Origin of the sequence: Fischerella major NIES-592 (assembly GCF_001904645.1) — a bacterium.
Taxonomy (GTDB): domain Bacteria; phylum Cyanobacteriota; class Cyanobacteriia; order Cyanobacteriales; family Nostocaceae; genus Fischerella; species Fischerella thermalis.
Window position 1 is genome coordinate 117,475 of record NZ_MRCA01000001.1, and the last position, 19,409, is coordinate 136,883.

General features: G+C 40.6%; 15 protein-coding genes. 1 reads left to right on the top strand and 14 read right to left on the bottom strand.

Annotated features, from left to right (window positions below):
• Positions 1-35 precede the first annotated feature (35 nt).
• Positions 36-1,178, top strand: coding sequence for a histidine decarboxylase (locus tag NIES592_RS00425; protein WP_073554617.1), 1,143 nt, complete (start codon positions 36-38; stop codon positions 1,176-1,178).
• A 31-nt stretch (positions 1,179-1,209) separates the two neighbouring features.
• Here NIES592_RS00425 and NIES592_RS26115 read toward each other — a convergent pair whose 3' ends face one another.
• From NIES592_RS26115 to NIES592_RS00495, 14 genes are all read right to left on the bottom strand, one after another.
• Positions 1,210-1,326 (bottom strand): HNH endonuclease, encoded by a 117-nt coding sequence (locus tag NIES592_RS26115; RefSeq protein ID WP_371915092.1) that lies wholly within the window; start codon positions 1,324-1,326, stop codon positions 1,210-1,212.
• Positions 1,271-1,846, bottom strand: coding sequence for a DUF262 domain-containing protein (locus tag NIES592_RS00435; RefSeq protein ID WP_256678035.1), 576 nt, complete (start codon positions 1,844-1,846; stop codon positions 1,271-1,273). Before NIES592_RS00435 ends, NIES592_RS26115 begins: the two co-directional genes overlap by 56 nt.
• Before the next feature lie 264 nt (positions 1,847-2,110).
• On the bottom strand, positions 2,111-3,829 hold the full coding sequence (ureC, locus tag NIES592_RS00440; protein ID WP_073554618.1) for an urease subunit alpha: 1,719 nt from the start codon (positions 3,827-3,829) through the stop codon (positions 2,111-2,113).
• A 64-nt stretch (positions 3,830-3,893) separates the two neighbouring features.
• Positions 3,894-4,199: an urease subunit beta gene (locus NIES592_RS00445; protein WP_009455228.1), complete on the bottom strand. Its 306-nt coding sequence runs from the start codon at positions 4,197-4,199 to the stop codon at positions 3,894-3,896.
• 27 nt (positions 4,200-4,226) lie between these two features.
• A complete protein-coding gene (gene ureA, locus NIES592_RS00450; protein ID WP_062249546.1) occupies positions 4,227-4,529 on the bottom strand; it encodes an urease subunit gamma in 303 nt (100 codons plus the stop codon).
• 35 nt (positions 4,530-4,564) lie between these two features.
• On the bottom strand, positions 4,565-5,431 hold the full coding sequence (locus NIES592_RS00455; RefSeq protein WP_073554619.1) for an urease accessory protein UreD: 867 nt from the start codon (positions 5,429-5,431) through the stop codon (positions 4,565-4,567).
• A gap of 651 nt (positions 5,432-6,082) precedes the next feature.
• Entirely contained in the window at positions 6,083-8,254 is a 2,172-nt protein-coding gene (locus NIES592_RS00465; protein WP_073554620.1) for a tetratricopeptide repeat-containing S1 family peptidase, read from the bottom strand.
• Between the two features lie 471 nt (positions 8,255-8,725).
• The gene (locus NIES592_RS24825) at positions 8,726-8,872 is read right to left on the bottom strand and encodes a hypothetical protein (RefSeq protein ID WP_178379446.1); all 147 of its coding nucleotides are present in this window, start codon (positions 8,870-8,872) and stop codon (positions 8,726-8,728) included.
• 153 nt (positions 8,873-9,025) lie between these two features.
• Positions 9,026-9,811, bottom strand: a complete 786-nt coding sequence (locus tag NIES592_RS00470; protein WP_073554621.1) for a S1 family peptidase — start codon at positions 9,809-9,811, stop codon at positions 9,026-9,028.
• A gap of 13 nt (positions 9,812-9,824) precedes the next feature.
• Complete coding sequence (locus NIES592_RS00475) at positions 9,825-10,427, bottom strand: COP23 domain-containing protein (RefSeq protein WP_062249535.1); 603 nt, start codon at positions 10,425-10,427, stop codon at positions 9,825-9,827.
• Between the two features lie 245 nt (positions 10,428-10,672).
• Positions 10,673-11,755, bottom strand: coding sequence for a photosystem II q(b) protein (psbA, locus tag NIES592_RS00480; RefSeq protein WP_062249533.1), 1,083 nt, complete (start codon positions 11,753-11,755; stop codon positions 10,673-10,675).
• Between the two features lie 1,705 nt (positions 11,756-13,460).
• Positions 13,461-14,543, bottom strand: a complete 1,083-nt coding sequence (gene psbA / locus NIES592_RS00485) for a photosystem II q(b) protein (RefSeq protein ID WP_073554622.1) — start codon at positions 14,541-14,543, stop codon at positions 13,461-13,463.
• A 321-nt stretch (positions 14,544-14,864) separates the two neighbouring features.
• Entirely contained in the window at positions 14,865-16,364 is a 1,500-nt protein-coding gene (locus NIES592_RS00490) for an MBOAT family O-acyltransferase (RefSeq protein ID WP_073554623.1), read from the bottom strand.
• Positions 16,365-16,447: 83 nt separating this feature from the next.
• Positions 16,448-19,405, bottom strand: a complete 2,958-nt coding sequence (locus tag NIES592_RS00495; RefSeq protein WP_073554624.1) for a DUF1574 family protein — start codon at positions 19,403-19,405, stop codon at positions 16,448-16,450.
• Between the last annotated feature and the right edge of the window lie 4 nt (positions 19,406-19,409).

Below are 19,409 nucleotides of genomic sequence, written 5' to 3' on the forward strand. Positions count from 1 at the left end.
AGAAAATTAGCAAGGTTAAGTAGAAAAATAAACTTATGTTTCCCCAATTAGTTGATACAAATACTTCAGTAAGTCTGAAAAGACTACAGCAACATATAGCTGAATGTGCAAAACTTTCTATAGGTTATCCTGTTAACCTCAATTTTGATTACACTTTACTGCTGCCTTTCTTGCAATATAATCTTAATAATGTAGGAGATCCCTTTGTTGAGGGTAATTTTGCTCTTCATTCCAAAGAATTTGAACGCCAATCTCTTAACTGGTTTGCCCAACTTTATGAATTAGAAGAATATTGGGGATATCTTACCAGTGGTGGTACGGAAGGTAATCTCTACGGTATGTTCTTGGGTAGAGAACTCTACCCTGATGCGGTTCTTTATTCTTCTAGAGATACTCACTATTCGGTTGCTAAAGCAGCACGTTTATTGAAAATACCTCACGTTGTGATTAGTTCACAATTCCATGGTGAAATTAACTATGAACATCTAGAGTATGAGCTATCACAGCGAAAACAGCAAAGTGCCATTATTAATATAAATTTAGGCACTACTATGAAAGGAGCAGTAGACAATATAGAGCGAATTAATGACATCATACAAAGGTTAAGAATTCGCTTTTATATCCACTGTGATGGCGCACTCGGAGGAATGTTACTTCCTTTTATTCAGGAAGCACCAAAAATTAGTTTTCGGGATTATCCCATTGGAAGTATTTCTGTTAGTGGTCACAAGTTTATCGGTTCTCCGATCACTTACGGAATTGTTCTTACCCGTCAACCCTATGTCAAAAAAATTGAGACAAGTGTTGAATATATTGGCAGTAAAGATATAACTATTTTGGGTTCACGTAGCGGACTTGCTGCTTTACTTTTGTGGTATGCTATCCAAACGAGAAATCAGCACTTCCATAGGGAGGTTGCTACCTGCTTGCAAAATGCGCGGTATTTACGCGATCGCCTCTTGGAAATCAATTACCATCCTTTACTTAATGACTTTTCAACCACAGTCGTTTTTGACAAACCTGCTATCGAGTTGTGTCGCAAGTGGCAATTAGCCACACAGGGAAATATTGCCCACATTGTCGTCATGCAACACATTTCTACCCAAAAAATTGACCAGTTTATAGACAATTTATTAGTTAATAATAAGCTTTCTTGCTTCTCCACCTCTTGCTTGTAAATTCCAACTTGATTTACAAAATTCTTAAATTTTAATTTTTAAATGTTGTATTGCAATATGGATGAGTCAACTGTGCATTGTCTACAGTAGCATTACCACCATCTGCTCTTCTTTGAATGTGATCTATAGAGATAGAGTGACTGTGCAGATAACCACCACATATTTTGCATCGGGGAACTTTGGGTAAAGCGCTTCTGGGTTAATGATTGATAATCCTTGTAAGAACCTATCTTTGCCTTAATTAGTTTTCTTGTTTTTTGAGCAGCATTTTTCTGCTCTTCTGTGATGTCTCCATCATAGAATACTTTAGAAATCTTGCCATCACCATAGTCATCATTTATCCAGGCTATTAAAGAACTAAGGCGATGGGAGCCATCAATTACGAAATAGTAACTACTAGAACTTCTCCAAAGAATAACTGCTGGTATCAAATCGCCATCTAAAAAACTTTCGATAAAACCACAAATTTTCTCAGCATCCCATTCATTTGTTTCTCTTTGAAAATCAGGTTTGCGTAAAAATGGATAGAAAAAAGAATTTGGTTCTAAATCACGAACCGATATCATAGGTACATTTCTTCCTATGTTTTGACTTTGCTGTCCTTGGACTTCAAATGCTTCTCTAGGTATCAGTGCATCTAGGCTAACTTGTGGACTGTCTTTTGGCATGGTCTCTACTTTTGTGGACTTTTGTAATTAAAATATAAATTGGGTGTTTAATAATACAAGATACTTATAAGTAAAGCAATAATAATTTCACTCTTTCACTTTTTTGAATGAATGAAAAATCTAGTAGTGAATGATTATATATAACTAAATAATTGCTTGATATCACCAGGTAAGGCATCAATAATTTCAACGACAGTAACTTTTTATTTGAGCAACGACTACTTAGAAGCTGCTCAAAAAATTAGTATCAAGATTAATATCGGATCAAAACAAAAAATAACGCTGTGCCATTGGTAGAACCGTTGCTGGTTCACAAGTCAACAACTCTCCATTTGCCCTAACTTCGTAAGTTTCTGCATCTACTTCCATACGTGGTAATGCATCATTCAGCTTCATATCCTGCTTAGTTAACTGGCGTATCCCGGAAACTGCAACTGCTTGCTTGTGCAACTTCAACTGGCTAGGAATATCGCGTTCTAATGCTGCTTGGGAAATAAAAGTCAACGATGTTGCATGACGCGCACCAGCAAAACTACCAAACATCGGACGCATATGCACAGGTTGGGGTGTAGGAATGCTGGCGTTAGCATCTCCCATTTGCGACCATGCAATCATGCCACCTTTAATGACTATCTCTGGCTTGACACCAAAAAATGCCGGACGCCACAAACATAAATCTGCAAGTTTACCCTCTTCCACTGAACCCACATACTGAGCAATACCGTGGGTAATAGCTGGATTGATAGTATATTTTGCGACATAACGTTTTGCTCTGAAGTTATCATTCTCAACCCTCCCTTGGTAAGGGGGGGGTAAAAATCCGCGTTGCACTTTCATTTTATGTGCAGTCTGCCAAGTACGAATTATGACCTCTCCTACTCTGCCCATTGCTTGGGAGTCAGAAGAAATCATACTAAACGCACCCAAATCATGCAAAATGTCTTCCGCAGCAATAGTTTCCCGACGGATACGTGACTCAGCAAATGCTACATCTTCTGGGATTCCTGGATCGAGGTGATGGCAAACCATCAACATATCCAAGTGTTCATCAAGGGTGTTAACAGTGTAAGGACGGGTGGGGTTGGTGGAGGATGGTAGGACATTTGCCTCACCGCAGACTTTGATAATGTCCGGTGCATGTCCACCGCCTGCGCCTTCGGTGTGGTAGGTATGGATGACACGATTTTTAAAGGCGGCGATCGTATCTTCTACAAAACCTGCTTCGTTGAGGGTATCGGTGTGAATTGCTACCTGTACGTCGTAATCATCGGCAACGCTGAGGCAAGTATCAATTGTTGCTGGGGTTGTTCCCCAATCTTCGTGGAGTTTTAGCCCCATTGCACCAGCTAAAATTTGTTCTACAAGTCCTTGCGGTTGGCTAGTGTTGCCTTTGCCTAAAAATCCCAAGTTTACAGGGAAGGCATCGGCCGCTTGTAGCATTCGGTAAATATTCCAAGGACCGGGTGTGCAGGTAGTAGCATTTGTGCCAGTAGCTGGCCCGGTACCGCCACCAATCATTGTAGTAATACCGGAAGCGATCGCCACTTCGATTTGTTGGGGACAAATAAAATGAATATGGGCGTCAATTCCGCCAGCAGTCAGAATCATACCTTCACCAGCGACGGCTTCTGTCCCAGGGCCGATAATAATATCTATATTGTCTTGAATGTAGGGATTGCCAGCTTTACCAATTTTGAATATTTTGCCATCTTTAATGCCGATGTCTGCTTTGACAATACCCCACCAATCGAGAATCAAAGCGTTGGTAATTACCATGTCTACAGCACCATCAGCGTTGGAGATGGGTGATTGTCCCATGCCATCACGAATGACTTTACCCCCACCAAATTTGACTTCATCGCCGTAGGTGGTGAAGTCTTGTTCGACTTCTATAAACAATTCTGTATCGGCTAGGCGGATGCGATCGCCTACTGTGGGGCCATAGGTTTCCGCATAAGCGCGGCGATCCATTCTGTAACTCATGTTTACTCCTGGGAAATTTTGAAACGCAGAGGAGCGCAAAGCAAAGCGCAGAGAAACGCAGAGGTTAGAGTTGTCCGTTAATTCTGCCGTTGAATCCGTATACTTGGCGTGTACCAGCAAGGGGAACTAGGGTGACTTCTTTTTCATCACCTGGTTCAAATCTAACTGCTGTTCCCGCGGGAATATCGAGGCGCATTCCTCGCGCTTGTTCTCGATCAAAGTTTAAGGCGGTGTTGACTTCAAAAAAGTGGAAGTGGGAACCTACTTGGATGGGGCGATCGCCTGTATTTGACACTTGTAATTTTACCGTCGGACGCCCTGGGTTAAGTTCTATTTCGCCTTGTGGTGTAATTATTTCTCCGGGAATCATCATACTCAATCCAAAATCTAAAATTCCTCACCTGATGGGATTATGCACTGTCACTAACTTTGTCCCATCAGGGAAAGTTGCTTCTACTTGCACTTCATGAATCATCTCTGGTACTCCTTCGATGACTTCATCTCGTGTCAACAAGGTTGTACCATAACTCATCAACTCTGCAACTGTCCTCCCATCTCTTGCACCTTCCAAAATTGCAGCCGAAATATAGGCGACAGCTTCGGGATAATTCAACTTCAAACCTCTGTTTTTACGTCTTTCTGCTACTAAAGCAGCAGTAAAAATCAATAACTTGTCTTTTTCCTGCGGCGTCAGTTGCACTTTTTACCTCCCTTGTTGGCGTCTTAACTGTTGGCTCATATCTGCCAAACTCTTGGTACACAGCTACTACGATTTAAAAAAGACATACGTAATAACTGCCAAACACCGATAAACCAGTTTCTCACCTCAGCAGTTGAAGATCCACGGTATCTACACAAAAGTCCATGTTCTAAACGAGTGACACCAATTTGGGGATGGATAATTGGCAATTGCCAAAGATTTCGGGCTTTTTCGACTATTTCTGGTGATATTTCTCGTCCAATGTAGACTAGACTACCTACGATTGGTTGTCCTGCCAAACCGTGGAAACTATGAAATACTTCTTCCCTACCTGGTAGCCATTGTCTATCTATCCATAGAGGTTTACCTTGTTGCCAAATTTCGGTGTGCGATCGCCACTCTCCTTGTAAAAATTTCTCCCCTCTTGCACTGCGTCCAAACCTAGTAATTTCCCAGCCCAAATAATGAGAATTCGTAGCTAATTTTACTATATTTTCTTGTCTGTATAATGCACCGTCAAAAACAATTGTTTCTTGGGGTAACCATTCTAAATAAGCATGATCGTCAACTTTGATCTCAATTTTCTGTTTGGCGATTGTGCCATTACTACGGTAGATTTTGCCAGCGGTTGCGGTAGTAATTAATGCTTGAGTATGGGGTTGGAGGTGGAAGTTGTAAGACAGGCGATCGCCTCCGACAACACCCCCAGCTGTATGTAAAATCACACTATGACAAACTTCTTTTCCTTCTGGATAAAATGGGCGTTGCACTTTTAGCGGTGCTTGATTTTGATTGAAAATCAGCTGAGTTTGGTTTTGGTGATGAGCATACACTAGGTGTAAATTCCCATGCCAAAAATCCTTGCTTAATGTTGTGATTGGATAATGAGAATACTGGTTCACAAATCCTCAGAAATTTTATTTTTTTGCTATGATTATATAATCATCTAATTTATAGTTAGAATTGTGTCTTTGATCAAAATATTTTTGGATTAGATAAGTCATATAAAGTTGTTTAGGCAATTCTAAACGCATTTTTGTATTAGGACTAAATGCAGCAGCATAGCAATAACTATCCATATTGACAGCCTCGATAAAGATTTAAAGTAAAGTCATAGGTAGCAATAAAACCAGTGGCTTTTGTTAGCAGAGATTTATAATTTTGAGCATAGATATTGATATCTCCAAATTTTTCTTAGACTAATTTTGTAGGAGTAAGCTTACAATATCCTTGATATTGGGCTTTTGCCATTTTAATTTGATATTATGTCCGATTAATTACTTACGATATAAACCTTGAGCATTGAGCATAGTGAAAAATAACCAATGCTCACTAATTACCCATTACCAATCCCACAGTTTTTAGTACGTTTCAACGTACTTTAGCTATTAGCCCGCAATTTATTGCAGGGCGGGATAATGGGCAATAGTAAGTGATTTTATCAATCAACAAATTATCGCAATGCCCGATAATTTCTCAATTGTACAAGTCCCCAGATTAATGTGTGGAACTAATCCAAAATCCAAAATCTAAAATCTCAAATCGGATGACACTCACCGAATTTTAGGATTTGCTAGTAACTTTTGCGTATCTGCTATTAGTCTGTCACCCCAAAGTTGTTGTTTAATAAACTTAATATCACCCCATCTTTTATCTAAACGCAAAGCTGCTTGAGCCATTGCTAAACCCCTGTCTTGCTGTCCTTGATTATATAAAGCTACTGCTAAAGCCAGCTGAGTTTCTGCACTGGTATTGTTAATATTTATCGCCTTCTGAAACTGACGTATAGCCCCTTCGACATCTCCCAATTCATATTTAACTAACCCCAGGTTGTTAATAGCTGGTGATGATTTTGCATCTAGAGAAAGTGCTTTTTCGTAAGCTGCAATTGCCCTACGATAGTCTTTTTGATATTGTAAGGACATACCCCGAAATCCATAGGCAACAGCATTTTTAGGATCTAACTGCAATGCTTGATTAATATCTGCATTTGCTGCTTGCGTATTGCCTAAAACCAAATTAGTTAAACCCCGATAAGCGTAAGCTACACTAGGACTGACATTACCCCACTGACTATTAGCTTTAATTGCTCGATCATAAGAATCACGGGCTTCTTTATATTTTCCTAACTCTCTAAATATATCTCCTTGGGCAACCCAAGCTACTGAAAATTTGGGATTAATTTGGGTTGCTTTGGTTATATCTGCTAATGCACTCTGTTTATCTCCTTGCAGATAATAACCACCACCCCGGTAGAAGTAAGCGTTAGCATCATTTGGGTTACGGGCGATCGCTTGGTTAAATGGTTCGATCAGCACTTGTTGAGATGCGGATGCTGGGTTTTCTACAAATTTGATGGCGTTTTGGACTTCTTGGTATAAAAATTGATTTCCATCTTTTTGAATTAAATCACTAGCTTTCTGCAAATCTGCCAATGCACCTGGTTTGTCTCCCCAAAGAAAACCACGCACAACCCCCCGCAATTGATAAATGCTAAAAAAGTTGGGATCTAGTTTCAATGCTTGATCAAAATCAGCATTAGCCCCTTTTCTATCTCCTAACCCAGCGCGGGAATAACCCCGGACAGCGTAGGCGTGAGCAAAAGAAGGTTCTTGCTCAATAAATTTGTTGATATCAGCGATCGCTCCTTGGTAATCTGGTAAGAATGCACGAGCGCTACCTCTAGCAAGATAAGCAAAAGCCAAATTAGGATTCAGGCGCACCGCTTCTTCACCATCAGCAATAGCCCCTGGTATGTCTTTTTCTGTGAGACGAATTGCACACCGCATCGCGTAAGCAAATCCATTCTTAGGACTGAGTTGTATTACTTTGTTTAAGTCCGAAGTCGCTGCTTGTAAATTTCCGATCAAAAAGTAAGCGTTACTCCGACGGAAGTAAGCATCAGGGTTATTAGGACTCAGTTTCAAGGCTTGATTGTAATCTGCGATCGCACCTTGGTAATCTTTTCTTTCGGCTTTCGCTCCCCCTAAACTAATATAGTCTTCTGCACTCCGTTGTCTTGTGGCTGTTTGTGAACCCGTCGCAATTGGCTGGGAATTTCTTCTAGTTGTCAAAAAAGTATTAATCGGAATTCCCAATCGCAAACTTGCTACCAGCGCCCCGTCCTTGCGTACCTCTGTAGCCGCCCGTCCATTAATACCTACCACGCGCCCCTGTTCATCTAACACTGGGCCACCACTCATACCTGGTATTGCTTCGTTGTTGTAAACCAGAGTATATCCATCTTTACCCTCTTTCAGACGACTACGGACATTCCCATCTGTAAATTGGTAACTACGCTCTTTAGTAATACCAGGTAAAGCATCAGCCCAACCCACCACATACACTGTCATTCCTTCCCGGATTTGGTCGGAATTGCCAATATTAGCGATTCGGTAATCTTTGTTACTAGTAAACTGCAAGACAGCTAAGTCTAATCCAGGTAATTCTTGACTGCGGTACACCGGATACTTACTACCATCAGGGGTTTGAATCTCATATCTACCATCATTTACCACTACATGACGATTAGTAAGTACGTAGTAAGTCTCGCCCTTACGGTCAAAAATTACCCCTGAACCTACACCATCTCCCCCAATCAGCACAGTAAAATCTTTTGCTAAATCGCTGACTTGGGTAGGTGTCAGCGCCACACTAACTTGGGGTTGCATGATTGTGATGGTTCCACCCACCAATATTGCACAAAGATGACGCGTAAATTTCATTTTTAACCTCTGTCTAAATATATTTATGTCTAAACTACTACGTATGATTAACTAAATAATAGTAATGTTAACTAACTGATTTCTAAAACAAATTTACTTAAGTTGGTAATAGCTAATAGCAACTAACAACTAGCAATCACCACTCAGCCACCAACGGAAAGTCTATCTGTGTCCATCTGTGTGCATCTGTGTTCGATTAATATCATGTCTGGACGAACACTTGTAAAAAACGAAGAACCTCACCCTAACCCTCTCCTTACTAAGGAGAGGGTGCCGAAGGCGGGTGAGGTGACGTAGAAATTAGAAGTAATTAGCCAAACTTGATATAAAACAATAAACTTTGTCATAGCTTTAATTCACATCAAAAGTAAGTTTGTAATCACAAATTTATTCTTCATTGAAGATTTTGCGATCGCCACAACTTTGTAATCAGTGATCACTCAAAATCTTGTCAACCTACTTCTACCATTACTAAATCCCTTGCAGTTCTTTGATTTCATTCACTGCGCTTTGATAACCATATTCATCTCCCTGTTGCTGAAACAAAGCAGCAGCCTTTTGATAATCTGCTAATGCTCCTTGTTTATCTCCCGAAATTTGCCGAGCAATAGCTAGCACAATATAAACTTTGGGTTGATCAGGAAGTAGTTTAATGGAGCGATCAAAATCTGCAGTTGCTAACTTGCGCAGCAGTTAGTCCCAAAGCAACTTGAGGTTGTACCACCACCACAGTTGCACCCATCAGCACTGCTAGAAGATAATGACCAAAATTCATTTTTTCACCTCTGCCTGAAAATTGGAATCAGAAGATGATACTAGGTCTACAAATGTCGCAATCGGAATGCCCCAGCTATATTGGTGCATTTGTTGCCTGAGTTCTGGTTCTGGTTCAGTTCCATCTTGATAGACATAAGGATCACCCCAAAGCGGTTCGGCGTGCATTCCATTAATTGCCACTACCTTGCCAGCGTAGTTTAATAATGGGCCGCCACTCATCCCCTTTTGAATATCATTGGTATAGCCGATTTTGTAACCGCCTTCCAAGGCTTTGTCTAAGACAAGGGACACCTCACCGCTTCTGAACACAAACCCGATATCCTGATCGCCCTCTTCATCAAAAGGAAAGCCAGCTGCAAAAACTTTATTGCCTTTAGTCAAACTTGAGCGAAAATCCAGGGATGCGACAGTATATTTAGTGCGATCGCTGCGAAACTGCAAGCGAGCTAAATCATTGCCGCAATCGCTCATACTTTGCAAAGTGGCTGCATATACTTTGCCATCATAGGTTTGGATCTGGTAGGGGGCTTTACCAGATCTCAGTACGTGGGCATTAGTTAAAACTGTATACACAGAACCTTTTGTGTGAATCAGAATCCCTGACCCCAAAAAGTCTTTTGATAAGACTTTGACTGTGATTAACTTAGCCTGTTTTTGCAACTGCTGTGTTGAACGCTGGTTTAAAGATTGTTCAACTGAACTGACAGTCGGCGCTACTAATACCGACGAAATTGATAAACTGCCAATACAGGTAGCTAATATGATTTTGTGCCAATCCATTTTGGTTGATTGCTTAACATTGCCAAGCTGGTTTTCCTACTGGGCAAAATTCACCTGACTTTGAACTTTCTGCCTCATTTATCCATTTTTTGACATCTACATAAGCTGTATCATCCCCACCAGTAACGACAGCACTATTATTATTGTTGTTACTGCCAAAACCACTAAGGTCGATACTGGCCCCACCACTTCCACCCCGATAATCGAGTAGTCTTTGTAAAGTTTCGCGGGGATTGCGATCGGGCTTGAGAGTAACTAGAACCCCATTCGCAAGACAAGGCCCATTTTTCTCACTAGCTACACACAAAACGGGTTGACTCCTCAGCTTGCCTGCTCTCAAAAAATTCAACGTTCCGTTATCATAAAATCTCTGGAATCTGCTAGATATTTCTTCACAGCGTTTTTCTGGAGTCCAAGGTGGTGGAAAAGCTTCATCAACCCAACGAATTATGGGAATGTTTCCCCGTGATGTGCGAACAAGTGTTGCCGGTACACCCCTACTCATACCACAAAAAAACTTGCTAGTCTGAGCATGGCTAGGCTGAGTAATAGTTGCTGTAGAACTGAGTGTAAGAGCAGCAATACTCAAAATTTGAGTAAATACACTGAGTTTCATTTTTATTCTCACTTCCTAGAAAGGATGAAAATTAGATTAAATAAACAGCGGTAATATATTAATCTTCAGTATATCTCCCGAAAATTATCGATAATTGTGAAATATTAATAAAAACTACACAATTCCTAGTCAATGCTTTATGCCTCTGCACAAATTGGTATGCTGTTGATAACTGATAACTGATAACTGTAAAAAGCGCCCTCATTGAGAGAGCGCTTTTTATTATTTACAAGCAGCTAACTTAACTATCCATGAATTGCAGGAGCGTTCATCGCTACAGGTACAGCTTCACCACTTGCCAAGTCTAATGGGAAGTTGTGAGCATTACGCTCGTGCATCACTTCCATGCCCAGGTTAGCACGGTTGAGTATATCTGCCCAGGTGTTAACTATGCGACCGTGAGAGTCAAGAATTGATTGGTTAAAGTTAAACCCATTCAAGTTAAACGCCATTGTGCTGATACCCAAAGCCGTGAACCAAATACAAACTACGGGCCAAGCTGCTAAGAAAAAGTGCAAAGAACGAGAGTTGTTAAAGCTGGCGTATTGCCAAATTAAGCGTCCGAAGTAACCATGAGCAGCCACGATATTGTAGGTTTCCTGCTCTTGTCCAAATTTATATCCATAGTTAACGGATTCATTCTCTGTGGTTTCCCTTACCAAGGAGGAAGTCACCAAAGAGCCGTGCATCGCACAGAAAAGCGAACCACCAAACACCCCAGCCACACCAAGTTGATGGAAGGGATGCATGAGAATGTTATGTTCCGCTTGGAACACAAGCATGAAATTAAATGTACCACTGATGCCTAAAGGCATTCCATCAGAGAAACTGCCTTGCCCAATAGGATAAATTAAAAAGACAGAGGTAGCAGCAGCTACGGGAGCAGAATAAGCAACGCAGATCCAAGGACGCATACCCAAGCGATAGCTGAGTTCCCATTGTCGTCCCATCCAGCAAAAAATACCGATGAGGAAATGGAAAACAATTAGCTCGTAGGGACCACCGTTATAGAGCCATTCATCAAGAGAAGATGCTTCCCAAATCGGGTAAAAGTGCAAGCCAATCGCATTAGATGTAGGTACAATGGCACCAGTAATTATGTTGTTGCCATATAACAAAGAACCGGAAACAGGTTCACGAATACCGTCAATATCGACTGGTGGTGCGGCAATGAAGGCAATAATAAAACAGATAGTTGCTGTCAACAGCGTTGGAATCATTAAAACGCCGAACCAGCCAATGTAAAGTCTATTATTGGTGCTGGTAATCCACTCACAGAACCTATCCCAGAGACTACCACTTTCGCCTCTTGTTAAAGTTGTGGTCATGGCTGTTTTATTTCAAAATTCAATGAATGTACAGATTACAAATTTCTCATTTTTTGAAATTGAGAAATTTGCGATTTTTACCAGGATTGGGTGACTGTCAGCGCTTTTTCTTTAAAGGTATATGGATAACACAGCACATCACCCGGTAATCGGTAACAGGAAAGAACTTGTTCTAAATTTCCAATTACCAATTACCGGACAATCCCCGCTATTAGTCCATTGGGCGAATCACCCTATATTTATCTCAGGGAGTGTCCCTCAAGGTTGTTTATTAAAGTTTTTCTCCTCAATGATCTGGAATTCCCTAATTCAAGATTCAAATATGTATTTGATAGCAGTTTACATTTTGATGAAACACAATTTTTTAGCAACCAGCAAATGTGATGAACTAAAATAATTGGATTCCAGTCAAATGCAAACCGCCCTAATTTTCTCACACTGTAAGTTAATACTAAGAATCTCTACTTAGGGAGACACCCAGATCAGAGGAGAAAATTTTCCTGGTCTTACGATCTGGTTGTACATTAATTTTTTATATTTATCAATCTATTTTTGTTAATTTTTATAACTCTTTTGTAGTGCTCAGAAAGTTTAATATTGAAATTTAAAAAAGTTAAAGAAAAATGGGAGTGACGCTCTATTTTTAGAGAAAAATATCTAAATACTTAAGTTATTTTTGTACGATTAAATATATTTCAAATTTAATCAAAATCAAGCGATCGCACATCTAAATATGGAAAATATTCTAATATTCTTTTTTAATTTATTTCGTTCTCAGTTTGGGTTAATAATTATCACTTTTAGCTAAAACCACTGTCTAGCTAAATCTATTCATCAGGTTGGATGGGGTATGTTTTGTACCATGCTGAAATATAAGGCAGAAACAGAGATACCCCATCAGTCTTGTGGCGCACCTTCCCCTCCCCCCAACTCTCAATTGGACTTACCCCCCTTAATCCCCCGAATATCGGGGAGAAACAAAAGATCCAGTTCCCTCCCTTTGTAAAGAGGAGGGTTAGGGTGGGTAAAACTAGGATTCATAAGTTATTTCAGACTTGTGTGTACACCGTCGTCAAACTCTCGGGGAGGATTAGGCAAGTAAGGATGATGTTACTCTACTTGGATGAAAAGGCTGTTGTTGAGATTTTTAGCTTCAGATGCAGTGTTTGCACTTGCGGCAATTTTTACCTCAGCGCCTGGACTATTTTCAGCTAGTTGATGAGTAGTAGGTAGAGGAAAAACTCACCCACCCTACACCGTGTCTCAAGGGACAAACTCACTGCGTAAGTCTGAGTAATGCTAAGCTTTACCCTTCTGTTTTCTCGTGACTTCTGCCAAAATGCCAGATGATGCTCAACTACTCCTGTTAGTCTTACTGCTTTTTGTAGAAGGAATTAATAGGTAAATTAGAGGGTATTTTATGAAGTTTGCAAGTGATGATCGTGGTAGCGGCAGGTAAACATAAGAAAATATATATGCAAAAAAGTCTATAGTTATTTTCTTACTGTTAATTAAAAATAAAAATACATTTTCATAGACAGATATTTTTAGCTAGTTCTCTTGATCTGGAGTTGTCTGGGTTAGACAGCCTCAACTCATACAACTATCTTTTTTGAAGCGATCGCAATAAAAAAGCGCTAACCCAAGGTTAGCGCTTTTTTTATTTATGTAGAGACGCAAGAAGCTGCGCCTCAGCTATTAAAGATTAACCGTTGATCGCAGGAGCAGTCAATGCAACAGGAGCAACATCGCCACTAGCTAAGTCGAGAGGGAAGTTGTGAGCGTTACGCTCGTGCATAACTTCCATACCCAAGTTAGCGCGGTTGATGATGTCTGCCCAAGTGTTGATCACGCGACCCTGAGAGTCAATCACTGACTGGTTGAAGTTGAAACCATTCAGGTTGAACGCCATGGTGCTGATTCCCAGGGCGGTGAACCAGATTCCAATTACAGGCCAAGCAGCCAAGAAGAAGTGCAAGCTGCGAGAGTTGTTGAAGGAAGCGTATTGGAAGATCAAGCGACCGAAGTAACCATGTGCTGCAACGATGTTGTAGGTTTCTTCTTCTTGACCGAACTTGTAACCGTAGTTCTGAGATTCGGTTTCGGTTGTTTCACGAACTAAGGAAGAAGTTACTAGAGAACCGTGCATTGCACTGAACAAGCTACCACCGAATACGCCTGCTACACCTAACTGGTGGAAGGGGTGCATTAGGATGTTGTGTTCTGCTTGGAACACCAACATGAAGTTGAAGGTTCCGGAGATACCCAAGGGCATACCGTCAGAGAAGGAACCTTGACCCAAGGGGTAGATCAAGAAGACTGCGGTTGCTGCTGCCACTGGTGCAGAGTATGCTACTGCAATCCAAGGACGCATTCCTAAGCGGTAGGACAATTCCCACTCACGTCCCATGTAGCAGAATACGCCAATTAAAAAGTGGAAGATTACCAATTGGTAAGGACCACCGTTGTACAGCCACTCATCTAAGGAAGCAGCTTCCCATACTGGGTAGAAGTGTAAACCGATGGCATTAGATGAAGGTACAACAGCACCGGAGATGATGTTGTTTCCGTACAGTAAGGAACCTGCTACTGGTTCACGGATACCGTCGATGTCTACGGGAGGTGCGGCGATGAAGGCGATGATGAAGCAGGTGGTTGCGGCTAGCAGGGTGGGGATCATCAATACCCCGAACCAACCGATGTATAGACGGTTTTCGGTGCTTGTGACCCAATCGCAGAAGCGCTCCCACACATTGCCGCTTGCGCGTCTTTGTAAGGTTGTAGTCATTGCTCTTATGAGTGCGATGAATGAATTTTGGGAGAATGTATTTAGGCAAACATTTAAGTTGCCTGTATTAATAAACTTTACACAAAAATTTATTTATTACAAGCGGTTATCCACTCATTTTTTGTTAATTTTTTTATCTTAATATTGCTTAATATATTGTATTTTAAATTAATTAAAATTTGTAAATACTTAGTTCAATAAATCACTGTTATTCAATTTATTCAAAAATTAATAATTAACTCAAAAGATAGAATAATACCTGCTTTGTTTACTTCTATACTTTTTCCCTCCTACACCCTTTTTCCCAAGAACTCAAAACCTTTAAAAATCAAAGTAAATATATGGCAAACTACCTTCTGGAGCTAGTATCCAGACAGCGTAGAAGCAGGGAAGTACGAACAAGAGTTTGACAGGCCAGTTGAACTGTAACTTTAATTGACGATGGAAAAAATAAGCTAAAGTCATACAGGTAGCAATTACGCCTAAGAGTATTGCTAATTGATATTGACTAATATTGAGTGCTTCCACATAAACTTTTTGAGCAAATTGAGCATCAGCAGGATAACCCCAAAGGTGTTTAAATACTGAAGAAGAATCTTGGAGATTTGGTAGACGAAACCAAATCCAAGAGGTGAAAACCATTAGTTGCGTAAATAACCAAGCTACCAGTGTACCGAAGGGATTGTGCCAAAAATGTTCTAACTCCTCAAAGCGATCGCTAAGAGCATGAGTCAATCTGTGGATAACTAAAGCTAAGCCATGAAACGCACCCCAAATGACAAAACCTAATGCTGCGCCATGCCAAATACCTGCGATTAGCATCACAATCATTAAATTGAAGCAGGTGCGAATTAAACCCTGACGAGACCCTCCTAAAGGAAAATAAATGTAATTACGCAACCAATCTCCTAGTGTTATGTGCCAGCGTCGCCAAAAATCAGCAATACTGGTGCTGAAATAAGGAAAGTCAAAATTTTCTGGTAGAACTAAACCGAAAAGTAAAGCAGTGCCACGGGCGATATCTACATAACCACTAAAATCTAAATACAACTGAAAACCATAGGCAAATATTGCCAACCATAAATCAGTACTACCCGCCCGTTGCAAATTGCCGAAACACAAATCAACATAAATTCCCAAGTGATCAGCTAGAATACCTTTTTTGACAGTTCCTTGGGCAATTAACCAAATACCTTCCGCAAAAAGATTGGCAGTAGGAAAGCGCAAGTGATTAAATTGATGAGTGAGGTTGTGGAAGCGAGTAATGGGGCCGGAAATCAATTTAGCAAAGAATAATTTGTATGATGCAAATTGAATAAATTGATTACTAGCAGGTGCGCCACGGTAGACATCAACTAAATAGGAAATACACTCAAATGTAAAAAATGAAATTCCTAAAGGCGCAATTAATTTAAAAGACTCAACTACTGAACTTGTAGAAGTATGATAGATAAAGTTATATAAAGGTGGTATATATTTAAAACCCAAAAGTAGCAACACATTTATGCTGACACCCAGCCATAATAGTTTTAAACGCTGACTATTCCAATCGGCTTGAGATAACTGCGATTCTTCATCAAAAGATCGCAGTTCTAAAGAATTTTGATTTGGTGAATTATGTTTACCTAGAGCTATTCCTATACGGAAATTACAATAAGTTAGTGCTAGTAAAAGCGGGATATAATAAATTTGCAAAGATGCGTAAAAGCCAATACTAACAATCAATAGCGTCCACATTCGTAGTTTTTGTTGCGCTATTAACCAGTAAATCAAAAGCACACTCAATAAAAATATTCCGTACAAAATTGATATAAAGTTCATTGAAATATTCAATTGGTAATGGGTAATTGGTAATTAGTTATGATTTACCACTAACTACTATTCACTAACCAATATCCAATAACCTATTTGGTCGGCCAAGGAATCATTGGGTCAATAGCAAGTTTTCTGGAAACTTTTTCTGCACCATAAAGATTTAGATGGCTGGGATCAGAAAAGTTTTCGTTAGCTTGGGGCCAAATTAAGCTCAAATCCCGATAGATTAAATTGGAATTTTCAGCTAAGCGTAACATATATTGCTGAAAATCTTGTTCGTATTTTTTTCGCACTGCATCAAGATATTCTGCACTCAAGGGCATATTCACAAATACTATAGTAATTTTTGTGGATGCACAAAATTGCAATACTGCTTGGAGAGCAGCGTCTTGCTCACCCCCTAATTGGAAAGATTTATAGTCATTGTCATAGCTACCATTAACCTTGGGGTGTTTTTGATAGTATGTAGCTGGATTAAAACGGATAGGTATTGCTAAAAATCCGTCAAAATCAACTGCTTGTTCAAAAACATCCTGTTCTGGGTCTGCTGATGTAATTTTTTGATTAACTGCTGATTTACCTCTGAATAAAGGTAAAGACTTCAGTGTTTTGTTGAGTAAACTCTTAAGTTGATCTCGTTGATTATAGGTAGTAGAAATAGTTGCGAGAGCTTGGTTTAACCTTGCATCTAATGCTTGAAAATTATTATCTGTATGAGTTGTGTTTTTAAAGCTTTGCTCCCGTTTTATTGATGCTGAAGTGGTGTTTGAATTCTGAGAATCTTCGTTGGCTGGTGCTTTTTGTAATACTTGTTGATAACCAGGAGATGCTGCGATCGCTTTAAAGGTGACATCCTCTCTACCATTGTTAAAAGCACGCGCACCATCAGCCCAAATAATCAATTTTGGTAGTTCTGATGGTTGTAGCACTCGACGCAGGATAAAATCGACAACTTGTGCTGTCGCTCCATTAATCCCAAAATTAAACACATCGATATCTGAGTAACCCTGAGTTGCCAAAGCTTGAGAAAGTGTGGTGGGATCTATTCCTCTCAAAGCGCGAGAAGAACCAATAATTAATACATCTGGTGGTTTACCGTTTTGCGCAAGACGCTGTTTGTAGAGTGCTAGTTGCTCATCTAATTGACGAGCGTTGAAACTTGGCATTGGCGATCGCGCTGCCAATAAAATAGCAGTTGCAGTTGCTTTTCCCCTAGTGATGGATTCTTCTTTTTGGGTGAATCCAGAAGCATTAAACACCTGATTTTTAGATGCAGGCGATGTATTGGTAAAAAAAACAGTTCTTTCCAATCTTTGATTTTGTTCTTCAGCTGAAGATAATTGAGGTGCGGTACTAGCAATCTTTGGTGTTTCTGGGATGGAGTGAGAAGTTATATAGCCCAAAATCCAGTCTGATTGCAGAGTCAGCAAAAACCCCAACAAGCCCCAAACTAAAGCCACCCGCCAGCCATTTTCTTCTACCTGTTGTTCTTGTGACTGTTTCTTTTCAGCAAACAGCTGCGTTGCTAAAAGCCATCTTCTGATTCTTGCACCCCAGTCCTGAGCCACTTCTACAAAAATACTCTGTACATCTTGGCTGGTTAAATCGGGAGGTAGCACAGGCTCATTAGCTTCAGGTGTTAAAAGTTCACCAACATAAGCAGCAGTGGCGGCAAATTCAGGAGTCGGTTCTGGTACTAGACGTTGACGATTGATAAAATCGACCCCGTAGTTCCAAAAAGGTTCCTTGTTACCCGCACGGCGACCATAGACTCGTACGCCTGCAATTCCTACTATTTTTAACTGTTTGACAAACTGAGTAACTTTACTTGCTACCTGTTTGCGTGAAGGACACACAAGTGCTTCGCACATGATGTGTAATAGATCGCCTTTACGTAACAAGAGGACGCGAGTTCCACCTGTTTTGAGGCGAGTATCTATGTCAGGGTTGAGCAAGCGCTCAAGTAAAAAAATAATAGCAGGTTCATCTCCAGCTGAGGATAATTCTAACGCTGATACTGCTAAATCTGGGTATTCTGTTGCAGGTAATGATTGCCAATCAATCCAAGCGGGTTCGTGATCGATTGTTTGGTGTCCGTAAACTGTGGCGGCGAGAATACCTTGGGGAGCAAGGGCTTGAAGTTGGGGCATAATTGCCTGTAAGCACTGAGTTTTATCGGGAATTTGCTCAGTTGCCTTGGGGTCAGCAGCACTGCAAAATATATGCAGTGTAGATTCTTTGAGAGTTGCTGTGACTTTGATTGCCAGATCAGACAGTCTTTCATTTAAAATCCTGGCGATCGCTTGTAAATCTCCCCAACGCGCCCATTCTTTCAGCATGATTTCTGGAGGTGTCAGATCCACTCTTAGCATCCAGTCAAAATCTGTTTCGCCATCCACTTGTGTGGCGATCACTGCATCTTGATAACCAGAAAGCTTGAGACTGCGTAACTTCTGGGCTACTGGTTCTGCAATTAATGAAGGATCGGGAGTATAGTTAGACTGACAGTAAATCAACAAGCGATTTTGATTGCTGGGATTTTCGAGAGTCGGTTCTTGCTTTTTGGCTTTGACTTCCACCCCTATCCCAAAGGTACTAAGACTTTCACTCAAATAGCGAGCGATCGCATCTGGATCGCCTTTACGTGCCAAACTTTCATTAGAAAGAATTAGCGCCCCACCCATGCGACTGGATTTTTCCGCATCTGCGATCAAGGCTTGCTCCACCTGTTGTAGGTGCAAATCCAACTGGTTTAAGAAAACCTGATGACACCACTGTGGGCGATTTTCCCCTTTTTTTCGACCGTAGACGAAAACTTGGTAGATTGAAGGTTGTTCATTTTTGGTCAGAGCGTCCAAGTCAGTGTGCTGTAGCGCGTGCAGCAAATCCACAAGAGTACGCCAACGTTGGGGACACTCTGGACTTTCGCAAAGAATGTGCAGCTCATTTCCCCGCAATCGGACTTTCACACCTAAAGAGCTGATTCCTGTTGCTTGGCTTACCCATTGTATTAAGGACTTTTGACTAACTGGTAATGCTATTTTCATGGAA

What these genes read in the sequence shown, in the direction of transcription:
- NIES592_RS00425 (WP_073554617.1), top strand. Translation starts at nt 36, where the DNA reads ATGTTTCCCCAATTAGTTGATACAAATACTTCAGTAAGTCTGAAAAGA.
- NIES592_RS00435 (WP_256678035.1), bottom strand. Translation starts at nt 1,846, where the DNA reads ATGCCAAAAGACAGTCCACAAGTTAGCCTAGATGCACTGATACCTAGA.
- ureC (WP_073554618.1), bottom strand. Translation starts at nt 3,829, where the DNA reads ATGAGTTACAGAATGGATCGCCGCGCTTATGCGGAAACCTATGGCCCC.
- NIES592_RS00445 (WP_009455228.1), bottom strand. Translation starts at nt 4,199, where the DNA reads ATGATTCCCGGAGAAATAATTACACCACAAGGCGAAATAGAACTTAAC.
- NIES592_RS00465 (WP_073554620.1), bottom strand. Translation starts at nt 8,254, where the DNA reads ATGAAATTTACGCGTCATCTTTGTGCAATATTGGTGGGTGGAACCATC.
- NIES592_RS00470 (WP_073554621.1), bottom strand. Translation starts at nt 9,811, where the DNA reads ATGGATTGGCACAAAATCATATTAGCTACCTGTATTGGCAGTTTATCA.
- NIES592_RS00475 (WP_062249535.1), bottom strand. Translation starts at nt 10,427, where the DNA reads ATGAAACTCAGTGTATTTACTCAAATTTTGAGTATTGCTGCTCTTACA.
- psbA (WP_062249533.1), bottom strand. Translation starts at nt 11,755, where the DNA reads ATGACCACAACTTTAACAAGAGGCGAAAGTGGTAGTCTCTGGGATAGG.
- psbA (WP_073554622.1), bottom strand. Translation starts at nt 14,543, where the DNA reads ATGACTACAACCTTACAAAGACGCGCAAGCGGCAATGTGTGGGAGCGC.
- NIES592_RS00490 (WP_073554623.1), bottom strand. Translation starts at nt 16,364, where the DNA reads ATGAACTTTATATCAATTTTGTACGGAATATTTTTATTGAGTGTGCTT.
- NIES592_RS00495 (WP_073554624.1), bottom strand. Translation starts at nt 19,405, where the DNA reads ATGAAAATAGCATTACCAGTTAGTCAAAAGTCCTTAATACAATGGGTA.